This window comes from Chlorogloeopsis sp. ULAP01, from assembly GCF_030381805.1.
In the GTDB taxonomy this organism is placed as follows: Bacteria; Cyanobacteriota; Cyanobacteriia; order Cyanobacteriales; family Nostocaceae; genus Chlorogloeopsis.
In genome coordinates, this window is the sequence record NZ_JAUDRH010000007.1 from 316,035 (window position 1) to 327,998 (window position 11,964).

The window sequence follows — 11,964 nt, forward strand, 5'->3', positions numbered from 1 at the left end:
ACTTAGGTTGCCAATGCTCGTTTTTTTAATTGCAATTCAAAGCGTTCACCTGGTAATGGTTCAATCACCTGCACGGCAAGATTGTTCTTCTCAAGTAAGGAGCGAAATTCCTCAACGCTTCCCTCTTGACGCAGGAATTTTGTCAGTAATCCTTCAAACATTACATCTCCCCCAGCTGCTGTAGGTAGCATGACTTGAGGTTGCAATAACTTCGCTACTTCTAGGGCATTTTTTCTACCCCTAATTATCGGCCCAACCAATGGTAAGGCCAAGTCAACGAGCGGAATGATGATAACATCTACTGGAGCAGCATCTTTTAGCGACGGAGAATGATATCCGTGTGGTTCGTAGTAGAGAGTCAAGCCAGTTTGCAACTCTTTGAGCAAATAGCCATTTTCTACTAAAGTGGGGCCAATGGGAGAGCCAGTAGTTGCCTTAATTTCTACGCTATTGTTGAGGATAAAGGATTGACCGTGAGCAAGTGTTGTGATGTGGGTGTAGCCTAACTGGTGTACTACTTTGGCAGCATTGGGAGAAGCTACAACTTGAATGTTGCGATTGAGTTGTTTGAGGGTTGGTGGATGAGCGTGATCTTCTAATCCCTGAGACAGTAAAATCAGGTCAATATTTTCTGGTATCGGGCGTTGTGAAGTCCGAAAACCTTTGAAAAACCAATCTAAATTACTAAAGGTTAAAGAATCAACTAGCCAAGGATCTAGTAGTACGCGTTGTTCCCCGATTTCAATCAGCCAGCTATTACTGTCTAAGTATGTTAAATGCATAACGTTTGTAGAAATAACAATTTTATAGAGAAAAACTCAGAATAATTCTGGTGGCGGTTCTATTATTTATTATGAGTTGATTAGAGCTTTAGGTTTTGAGCTTATTTCCTAAATATCTGTGCGATCACCCAACTAAAATTTACTACAGGCATTCAGATCCCCGATTTAAAAAAAATCGGGGATCTATAACCTCTCATTACTTGCGTAGAAGAGTACTACGTTCACAACATTAGTTCTGAGGGGTTCGTAGTAGGCAATTTATCGCTCAATTTCAAGGGCTAAAGCCCTAACTACAAACTTTCACAACTTATTAAAAACTTATTAAAATTAATGACATAAACCACTCCTTCAGAAAGGATTAGCAATAATCGAAAAATACACACCGTTTTCCTGCCATGAGTCTTTTTCCCCAGAAATGGAAACTAAAGGAATACCCCAGTCAAAGCGGGCAGTAAGATAATCTTGAAGTTGCAAGCGCAGTCCTAATCCTACAGATACCAAAGTATTTGTATCTAGCTCTAATTGAGAATCGTCTCTGCCAGACTCGTTCCAAGCGTTACCAATATCTACAAAAGGAGTTAGTTGCAAAAGATTATTACGCTCTCCCAAGCGAGCAATGGGAATTCGCACTTCTGCTGAGGCAAAAATGGCATTATCTGAGAGTAGGGCATCTTGCCGATAACCCCGAACACTTTCTATACCTCCTAAGCTAAATTGTTCAAAGGGAACAAGCGGGCGATCTGCTAGTTGCACATCACCCCGTAGTAATAATAAAGTATCAGGAGCTAACAAACGTACCCACTGTGCTTGCCCTCTCCAAGCAACAAAACGTCCATCCGGTGGATTTTCGTTGATAGTTGCATTCAAGGCATCGATTCCAATACTGAACTGGGAACGCAAGGCAAATACTTGTTGGCTACTGCGAGAAGTCCATTCTTGAAAAAAGCGTACAGCCGTAACTCGCGTTCTTCCTTCATCATCTGTTCCCGATCCCGGAAAGGGAAGTTCTCCATTTAAAAAGCTGGCTTCGCTTTCGCGGCGAGTTGCTGTTACACCCAAGGAAAATTCCCGTGTTGGTGTTAAGATTATCGGTTGGCGAAAAGTTAATTCATAGTACTTAGAGTTAGACTGAATATCGAGAACGTTGAAGGGTCTTTCAATTACTCTATTTTCAGATGTTCCGTAGCTAAATGATACAGTGCCATTACGGGGGTTAATAGGTAGAGTATAGTACACATCAAAAGCATTGCTGCCATCAGTATTAGTGTAAACTGCGCTAATGCTATCGCCCCATCCGACGAGATTACCTTCATTTAGTTGTACTTGGCGACGAAAACTACCTACCGCGGGCGATCGCCCGTTATCTAAAGCTAACTGTACGTTAAAAGTATCTGCTTCCTTAATTCGCACTTCTAATAAACTTTGCCCCGGATTTGTACCTGCTGATAGTTCTGCTGATAGATTTTGAATTAGAGGGTTAAGTTGTAATAGTTGCAATGCTTCTAGTAAGCGATCGCGATTTAGAGGTTTTTTTGCAGCGATCGCCAGACGACTTCGCACATAACCAGGATTGAGTCTACGAGTACCTGTAACTTGAATTTCTTCCAATCCTCCTTCGACTACCCGGATTTCTACTACACCCTCCTGGAGTTTCTGTGGTGGAATATATGCACCAGATGTGATATATCCCCTATTTACATAAAAATTGGTAATTTCTGTTCGTACCTGGAATAGCTCGGCTAAAGTAATAGGACGATTGGTGTAAGGTTCGGTAACTTTTGTGAAATCTTCCGGGCTAAACACAGTACTACCTGTGATTACAAATTTTTTAACGATAATAGTTTGGGGAATTTTCGCACCAGGAGGAGTTTGTTCTGGAATTGCAGGTGTTGTTGGAGGTGGGAGTAATTCTTCTGGAGGTGGCAGAGGTTGTGGTGGTAAAGGTTCGGGTAGCGGTTGGGTTGAAGGTGGTTTTGTTTGCCGAGGAGTGGTTGGAAAGATAGGATTTTGAGCGCTGGGCTGAAAGGGCGATCGCTTTGTTGGAATAACTTGTGCTTGTAATGGTTTAATAATAATTGCATTGGTAATGATTACCAAATTCAAACTCAACCAGTATTTGTAAATATTTGTTTTCAAGCAAAATTTACCGAACATGACAAAAGCGTAAAAGATAACCTTGAGCATCAAGAATTTAAGCTAGTTTGAAAAACTTTAAATATTAACCTCTTTGGATTATAAAATGTAAGAAATTTAAATTGTTATTAAGAGTACAACTTATCACAGCATTTAATTTTCTATTCACAGCGTACATAAAATGGCGAAAGAAATAGAGCGTAAATATTTAGTTAAAGGAAATGATTGGAGAGGGCTTGCTCAAGGCAGTGTATATCGTCAAGGATATATTGCCACGCAAGATGGAGTGACGGTACGGGTACGCATAGTAGGAGAAAAAGGATACTTAACTATTAAAGGGCCTAGTGTTAAATATTCCAGAGCTGAATTTGAGTATCCTATTCCGATTGAAGATGCTCAGGAAATGCTTGAAACATTATGTCAAAGCCCTTTTATAGAAAAAATCAGATACAGAGTAGAGTGGGGTAATTTGATTTGGGAAATAGATGAGTTTGATGGTGTGAATAAAGGTCTGATATTAGCAGAAGTTGAACTAAATGATGAAGCACAACAAATTGAATTACCAGACTGGATTGACACAGAAGTTTCCGAAGATCCCAAGTATTTTAATAGTAACTTAGTTAAATGTCCCTTTTCACAGTGGTAATTGGTGATAAATTCTTCCCAAGAAGACAAAATAGATAAGATAATTTAATTAAATTATCCTTCACCTTATGATATGGCACTTCAAGTCAGAGTAAAGCTACTCTATGGCTTAAAATCGAGTAGAAAACAATTATAGTAAGACTTTTTTAATAAAGGCACTAAGCTCATACCATTTGGATTTTGAAAAATGGAATTGGAAATAGCCTTTTGTTTTGGATTTTCGTAAATCTATCTGCCCTTAATCATTTTTTAATTTTAATTTGGTGTCAAATTGACAGATGAACCAAAAAGAGTGATTGTCTTGATTGTACTCTGAAACTTTTATAGAAGTATTCTTGGATGAATACTTAAGGAATTTTCGTGTGATTTTTTTATATATCTCTTATCAATATCTTATCTTTTTAGTTTATTTCTTTATTTAAGAAGTAACTATTATAAACTGCACAAACCAAAACTGATAAAAAACTTTCTTTTTTTCTACCTTTACTTTTTATATTCTGACTTCGTATTTATCAATACGAGACAGCAGATTATACATTTTTCGGCAAGCCTATTAGGGATGATTATTGTCGAGCCGCCAGAGATACATAAATTCTTGCGAAGGAGACAAGAAGCCATGAGTGAAGCAATTAGTAATTTATACGATTTGATCGCGTTTTTAAAGGGGAATAAGGCAAAGCGGCTTTAATTGAGCGATCGCTAAACTCATTCATATGTTTAGAAGATCCAAAGATCAGCCAGACATAAGGCTTCGTACTCCTATGGGGATTACTTTGATTTGGAAGCCCTCGGCACGGAAACAACGAGCGGCAAGACGTAGGGCTTTGTACTCTAATCACAATGGCATTATTCACAACAGAAGCCAGATTCGGAAAAATTACGGAGTAAATAAAATTCGACTTGCCACTACACCTGAAGTGCGAGAGGAATTACGGAAGAATTTAGGATGGGCGATCGCTTTAGGTATTGTCATGATAATTTTGGGTTTGGTAGCGATCGGTAAACCATTCTTCACCACTTTAAGCTTAATATCAGTTTTTGCATGGTTATTTATTGTTGGTGGAATTTTCTTATTAATTTACGCTTTTCAAACTCGTCACGCTGGGAATTTTCCCCTCAAGCTATTAGTAGGAATTCTTTATCTAATAGTAGGAGTTATCTTGCTGCAAAACTCTCTAAAAGGTGTAGCATCAGCATTGGGGTTTTCTATTTTACTCAAAGGTATTTTTCAGGTAACTTTGGCATTACAGCTACGACCATTACCTAACTGGAGTTGGGTATTATTGAGCGGCATCACAGGTGTCATTCTTGGTATGATCATGTGGAATTACATTCATGCAGAGAACTTATTATTCCTAGCAATTTTTGTTGGAATTGACCTATTATTTGATGGATTATGGATGGTTTTATTATCTTCAGCTGTCTGTCGTGTGCTGAAATAGCAATAACTTTAATATTTTGATTTAATACGTAGGGTGTACTAGCGAAGTGTAATGCACCTTCCACAGGTTTTGGTATGTTACTCTATTTAAAATCCCGACTTCTTTAAAGAAGTCGGGGATATATACTAGTCACTTCTCTAACAACCAACAATAAATCGACTTTTTTTCCCAAAAATCTTCTTGATAATTAGGATCGAAACGATACTTGCTCCCACTGAAAGGAGGAAAACTAACGAAAAAGTAAATGGATTGGCTTGAGTCCAAAACTGGTTAAATCCAAATTTGTTAGCTGCACCAGAGTAAGCAATAATAAAGTAGCCGTGGAGAAAATATATCCCAAAACTCAGTTCTGCTAAGAAACCCATTATATCATGAAACTGTTTTGGTAGGCGTAATTCAAATAGCCACAAAAAGTAAATAATAAGTACACACAAAATTAGTTTACTCCATGAATTAATTGCCGTCGGTCTTGGTGTAATTGTAAGTTCCAAAATAGTCAGTACGACAAAGCCTATTAATAACCAGAAATATTTCTTCTTCAGGATCGAAAATATCGTGTCTCGATAGCGTGAGCAAAACATACCAATCATATAAACAGAAAGAAAATGAACAAATGATTGGATAGGATTAGCATTATATTGTGCTCTAGGGATAATTGCAGTTGTTACTAGTAGTATTGGAAGTATCCAATAGTTTTTGGGGTGTCTATCTACCCATATTAGTATGGGTGAAATTAGATAGAAAATGGTAATCATTGGAATAAACCAGAACGGTGGTAAATGTGCTCCGGTCAATAAATACATCAGGATTTGTCCGGGAATTGACCAATTAGAAAAATGGTACTGAAACCAATCTGGTGGAGTATAAATTTTTTCAATCAAGCAAAGTTTGATAGCTGGTATTGATAGAAACAAATAAGGTAAAATAACGTATTGCAGCTTTTTACTCAGATACTTTTTGTACTCATATTTGGAAGATAAAAATTGGAAAAGAAAGCCTGCTATAAAGACAAAGTATACAGTTCCATTCCCAATTAATATGTAAGCCAATTTTTCTATTGTTTCATTTCTCCACTGTAAAGACGCAATAATATGTGTAGCTACAATTGTAAGAATTGCAAAGCCACGAAAGTTATGTATGTACCTTAAAAATTTGGAGGAACTTTTGGTCTTTTGATTTGGACTTATTTCATTTAAATATGTCCCTGTCATGACACTTACCTCGCAACTATTATATTCCACAAAACATCATAGCTACTACTAAATTCTCAAACTTTGCCATCAGATTCAGAGAGCGAGAGTCTCTAGTTCTCGTTACTAGGTTGAGCCTGGTAATGAGGATATTATATGCATGGCATCATTTAGTTATTTTTTGCAGCTACTTTACCCTCAAAAATTATTTGTATTCAACTATGATTTTGTATGATTTTGACTAAAGTCGATTAATGCCTTGTACTTAGGTGAACTTTTTTGCTCTAAATATTCTAAAGCACCCCAACTGCCCCATTTACTGGGTGAGCCAATATCAACAAAATGCATAAATAATCCACCTCCAGCTTTTTTCCAACTATTTAGTAATTGAGAATATAAGTCATACATGGCTGGATGGCGATTTAATTCAATAAAGAAATTTGTCAGTTTTTCGTTATTTTCTACTCCAGAATGCCCAACAATATGTTGTCCACCTTCATAAGCAACTAGCTTCAATCCTTTTTTTTGGGCTACCTTGGCGTGATAAAGAAAGCTGTTGTAATTATCTACTAAGCTATCTTGAGATTTCTCAAGTAACTTTCCTGTTTTTAGATGCTGGATTGCTTTACCAAAACCACCATCTGAATCATTTAACCAAGACTCTACTTTTTGAGAATTTTCTGGTGTACCCAAATCTCTACCAAAATAGCCAGCGATCGCATAAGCATCAATCCCATGTTGATAACAGGGTTTATTGCCTTGGGCTACCCAAGATTGGCAATCTAAAGCCGCATTCTCTAACCCTTGCCATCCGGTATGATTACCCAGCACGCAAACTACACGATCCTTTTGTTTGTCAAAGGTATTTTTCCAGATATCGCACATTTGAGCAGTACGCATACCGTACCATTGCATTTGAATATGTTCTTTATCCTTTCCCCATCTAGCTTCTCCTTGTTGTAAGGCGTAATCAGCTTGAGGAAATTGCCCATTCCAAACTTCATTAGAAAACTCTACATAAGCCTTTAACTTTGGGTTCAGTTTCTGCTTAACAATTTGGGCAAATTTAGTCATGTATTCATTGGTAGCCATATGCGGCATATTGAACCACGGTTCCGCATTGACTTGATTGGCTAGAGCAATCATTACCTCTAGTGGCACTCCTTTTAATGCATAGGAGGCAGTTGTTATTTTAGGCCGAGAAAACCACTCTTTTTGCTTTGAGCCATTCGTTTGCATCCAATCCATAAAACGAAATGCTCTAAAGTTTTTAATTTTGTTTATGAAAGTAGGGTTAAATATTTCACCTTGATTGTAGAGGGATAGGTTTTCTGCTTTGACAACTCGAATATTACGAATATAGTTGCCTGTCTTTTTTGGATCAGTAGAGGAAATCGTAATTAATATACCTCCGCCTCCTTTTGAATTTACATTAATTACATCTCTACCAAAAGTTGAAGCAGCTTTATCTTGTTGAGCATCAAAGCCATATGAGATTGCGCCTTCACCTTCATAAAAAACAATATATTTTCCAGAAGGATAATGACCTGGTATTTCTCTATATAATAGAGTACTAACTCTGGTATATTTGGGAGCATCACCAGGTGCTGGCAGAGATTTAACCCAACCATCTTTGTCTAAATTCAATAAATTGTATTCATTTGTATCCCATTCGCCATTACAGCCGGGTTCTGTATTCACGCATTGAGTAATCCATTGCCGAGAAGATTTAAAAGCATCTAAAAAAGGTAATTGTGTTGACCAATCAGCAATACCATTCAGACCAATACCCAAGGCTGGAGTAGAAGTAACAATACTTTTTTTAGGGCTAGCAGTGACAGTAGTAACAACGGTTTTTTTGGGACTAGCAGTGACAGTAGTAACAACACTTTTTTCTGTATTAGCAGTAACAACCGTTTGTTGATTTAATGGCAAACAACTACTAAGGATTGTTGAAAAACTGAGCAAAGCTAGACAGAAATAAATCAAGATTTTCTTTTGAATGTATAACCTGTTGAGTACACTTTTACAATGATATAACTTGGTGATTAATACATTAAAAAAAGACATAAGCCATATTCGTCGCTATGATTTACTACATTTACCCCTCAATATGATTTAAAAGAACGAACCACAAAGGACACATAGACGCGTCAGCGGCTTCCCGCAGGGTAGAACACAAAGAACATGAAGGAATAAGAGTTTGAGAGAGTTTTTGCGTAAGTCCTGAAAGTAATACTCTAAGTAGGTAGACATAGTTAAATATAAAATGGCAACTTTTAGAAAGTAGGCAAAAAGAGCCTTCTGCCATCTGCCATCTGCCCTCTGACTTGAAAGTCACCTCACCCCTGCCCCTCTCCTTGCTAAGGAGAGGGGTGTCCGACAGGACGGGATGAGGTTTTTCATGCCTGGCGGTGAAACTTGTTTCATTGGGACTGCCTTCTACTTACTATTGAAAAAACTCTGCAACAGGAATCTGTATACCTTCACGAATAATTGTTTCGCGATCTTGAACTGGAGTCCAACCTAGTTCATGCTCGGCTTTTGAGGAGTCAAATTTAGCAGCAAAGCTACGACCTTCACAATCAGCATAGCTAGGAAATGCAGCATGAGGATCGCGTCCGATGCTTTTGATTGCCCATTTGAGGAGGGACTCTATGTAGGAACTCCTGGGCGATGTAGGTACGCGTCGTAACTTGATGCTAGCTTGGCGTTCAAACTCATCAAGATATTCGTTAGCTGTGATACAAGGTGTACTAGTAAGGTTGTAAGACTTACCCTCAATCCCTGGTACTTCGATCGCTCGCACCATCGCATCAGCAACGTCATCTACAAGCACAATTGGTAGAGGGTTATTTCCATCACCATAGAGGCTACATACTGAACTATATGGCCAAGCCGCAATTCCCCAGTGGTAAGGACTTCCACCACGCCCTAGTACAACGCCGGGACGAAATATTGTTACAGGTAAGTCTTGTTTGTGATGAAGTTCTAGTAGCGATCGCTCATTTTCTGCTTTTGATCTGGCATAGGGAGCGACGCGCATAATGCCTTGGTGAGGTTCAGTGTTTTCCGTAATTGTTGAGGTATTTTTTCCAGCATAGTAGATTGCGATCGAAGATGCATAAAATAGCTTTTCAATACCATGTTTCAGGCACAACTCGGCAACCTGGCGCGTGGGCTTGACATCAGTTTCTAAGTAATCGCTCCATGTTTTTCCGTTACCGCGTGCAAGGTGATAGACATAGCGAACGCCATCCAGTGCAGCTTCCACCGCGTTGACATCAGCAAAGTCACCTTTGGCAAACTCAACTCCCAGATTGTGCAATTCAGATGGGCAGCTATTAGGGTTGCGGGCAAGAACGCGGACGCCATATCCCTCTTGACGCAAGCGGCGAACCAGTGCTTGCCCAATGAAACCAGTACCACCAATTACTAATACCGTAGATTTTGGAGTGGGAGTGTTAGCAAATTGATTAGCGGTAGATACCATCTGATAAGAGATGGGCAAATCAGCCTCACGTGCTATCCACTCAGCTAATGCTACCGCAGCTTCACTGATGGCAGGATCTATTCTTTCATCAAGTATCCCTCCTCTAGAATTGTAGAAACTCTCGATTGTCCGAGCAATGCTGTACGGAAAAGGGCCTGAGTTTTTGGATAAACCCATTTTTGATAATACGAAACTCGCTAAGGTGCCACTGGCTTGCAGTACGGAATCGCGAGCGCTTGCAACCACATTGGCATAACGGTCAATATCAAGTAGGTAAGGAGTATGCTCCTGACAGATGTAAGTGTTGTTCTCAAAGTCAACTCTTGCCACTGCATTCGTGCCACGGACGTGGATGTAATGCTCTGGATATCCATCAATGAATGAAAACCGCAGCCGGATGCTGGTATTATTCTTCCAGCCTCGAATTTCCCAGCGACGATAAAACTCTAGCCCGCGTGGTAGTTCCAATTTATCATGGACATCGACAGAAATTTCATCGGGCTGTCCGAGGAGATGGATGAGGTGAACAAATGAGTGGGGAGCTACCTCAAAGAGAATATTTTTTGGAGACTGGAGCATCCATGCCCCAAAAGGTCCGCCCTTGAGTTGTCCAAGTTCTTTATTCCAGACAATATCAATCTGATCAATCTGTCCTAACCTACCACTGCGTAAGTCGGATACCAATTTTTCATACACTGGAAAGTACAAAAAGTTATTGCTGACAGCGATCGCTCTACCCGCAGCTTGGCTGTGTTTGCGTAACTGTTGACAGTAACTAACCTTGTGGCAAAGGGGCTTTTCAATCAAGGCATCAACGCCAGCCTCAATCGCTTGAGTGGCATTTGTAAAGTGAATATGGGGTGGTGTAAGAATGTGAACAACGTCCAGCTGCTCAGAGGACAACATCTTATCGAAATCGCTGTAGACATTCTGTATCCCCTTTGCCTGAGCAAACTGTTGTGCTAATCTGCTATTGAGATCGCAGACTGCTCGCACCTCTAGGTGAGGCAGCAAGCGCAGCGCTCGGAAGTGGTAGTCACTAATGTAACCAGCACCAAGAATACCGACAGTGACAGGATTAGTATGTGCTTTACTAGCAGCCATTGACTTATCTCCCAGTTGCTTGAATTGCTTCGATCTGTTCCCTTATGGGGGTATAAAACCCATCTTCTATAAGTTGCAAGTTTGTGTTGGGGTTTAAATCCCTATCTCCAATATCCTGTTCCCTGTTCCCTTTTCCCCGTTTCCTTTTAATACAGGTGTTTGAGAATTTTTGTACTCGATGATTTGAAATTGTTTGTTAGTCAGGCGATCGCGGTAAAACTTAAATACACCTATTGCTTCGGGAAACACTGATACTCCACAAGATAAACCCCAAGCTACCCTGTCAGCCCACAAGAAGCCTTGTTGTCGAGTCTGATAAATCGTCCGTAGTGCTGCTAGTGGATAGCGCCCGAAGATTAGCAAGGAAATCCCGTAGGTGAAAGGCAATAGTAACAGTGCGCCCAAAGGTGCGATCGCTCCCCAAATCAAGGCGCGTCGTACTTCTTTGACAAACTTGCACTCAGGCGGTTCTCCATGCAGAGAGCAAACCTGAGCATACCCATAACCACAGCGCTTGGCACGCTGCCACCATTGCGACAGTGTATGCATATTGGCATCATGCCAAGTGCTCTCGCGATCAAGACGCAGAATTTTTCCCTTGGCTTGGCGCAAGCGTACGCTCAACTCATCATCTTCAGCAGCAATCACGCTGCTGTTGTAACCTCCCACAGCTGCCAATGCCACGGCGCGAATCATCACATCTCCGCCAAAGTTAGAAATATTTCCAACTGAGCCAATCCGCCACTCAACATCGCAGATGCGATTATAGACACTTTTTTGGGGATAACGTTCGCGCCGCCAACCACACACAGCCACAATATCAGGGTTGGCATCTAAAGTTTCACAAGCTGCTTCCATCCATCCCTCGATTACTTCGCAGTCACCGTCAACAAACTGGACATACTCTAGTTGTGGATACTTTTCGCGCAGTCGCTCAAAACCAGCATTGCGAGCTCTGGCAGCAGTAAACGGCACAGACATATCCAGATTTACCACCTCAACTCCACACCCAGAAGCAACCTCACAACTGCCATCAGTAGAGCCGGAATCAACATAAACTACTGCACAGGCTGTATCGACAACAGAATCCAGGCTACGGATTAAGCGATCGCCCTCATTACGCCCAATTACAACTACTCCAATTTTTCTGGCAAAGCTTGGCACTTGCTACCCCC

General features: G+C 40.2%; 8 protein-coding genes. 2 read left to right on the top strand and 6 right to left on the bottom strand.

The genetic code is table 11. The features are described from left to right. Positions 1-2 precede the first annotated feature (2 nt). Positions 3-782, bottom strand: coding sequence for an MBL fold metallo-hydrolase (locus tag QUB80_RS16245; RefSeq protein ID WP_289790547.1), 780 nt, complete (start codon positions 780-782; stop codon positions 3-5). A gap of 348 nt (positions 783-1,130) precedes the next feature. After that, a complete protein-coding gene (locus tag QUB80_RS16250; RefSeq protein WP_289790666.1) occupies positions 1,131-2,936 on the bottom strand; it encodes a ShlB/FhaC/HecB family hemolysin secretion/activation protein in 1,806 nt (601 codons plus the stop codon). 160 nt (positions 2,937-3,096) lie between these two features. Here QUB80_RS16250 and QUB80_RS16255 point away from each other — a divergent pair, with 160 nt between their 5' ends. Together QUB80_RS16255 and QUB80_RS16260 are read left to right on the top strand one after the other, a co-directional pair. Further along, positions 3,097-3,561 (top strand): CYTH domain-containing protein, encoded by a 465-nt coding sequence (locus QUB80_RS16255; protein ID WP_289790548.1) that lies wholly within the window; start codon positions 3,097-3,099, stop codon positions 3,559-3,561. Between the two features lie 712 nt (positions 3,562-4,273). Beyond that, a complete protein-coding gene (locus QUB80_RS16260; RefSeq protein WP_289790549.1) occupies positions 4,274-5,002 on the top strand; it encodes an HdeD family acid-resistance protein in 729 nt (242 codons plus the stop codon). Positions 5,003-5,139: 137 nt separating this feature from the next. Here the strand turns inward: QUB80_RS16260 and QUB80_RS16265 are convergent, their stop codons facing one another. The 4 genes from QUB80_RS16265 to QUB80_RS16280 form a co-directional block, all read right to left on the bottom strand. Further along, positions 5,140-6,213: an acyltransferase family protein gene (locus tag QUB80_RS16265; protein WP_289790550.1), complete on the bottom strand. Its 1,074-nt coding sequence runs from the start codon at positions 6,211-6,213 to the stop codon at positions 5,140-5,142. Between the two features lie 198 nt (positions 6,214-6,411). Then, positions 6,412-8,127: a cellulose-binding protein gene (locus tag QUB80_RS16270; protein WP_289790551.1), complete on the bottom strand. Its 1,716-nt coding sequence runs from the start codon at positions 8,125-8,127 to the stop codon at positions 6,412-6,414. A gap of 514 nt (positions 8,128-8,641) precedes the next feature. Then, complete coding sequence (locus tag QUB80_RS16275; RefSeq protein WP_289790552.1) at positions 8,642-10,789, bottom strand: NAD-dependent epimerase/dehydratase family protein; 2,148 nt, start codon at positions 10,787-10,789, stop codon at positions 8,642-8,644. 93 nt (positions 10,790-10,882) lie between these two features. Beyond that, positions 10,883-11,953 (bottom strand): glycosyltransferase family 2 protein, encoded by a 1,071-nt coding sequence (locus tag QUB80_RS16280; protein WP_289790553.1) that lies wholly within the window; start codon positions 11,951-11,953, stop codon positions 10,883-10,885. Positions 11,954-11,964 lie beyond the last annotated feature (11 nt).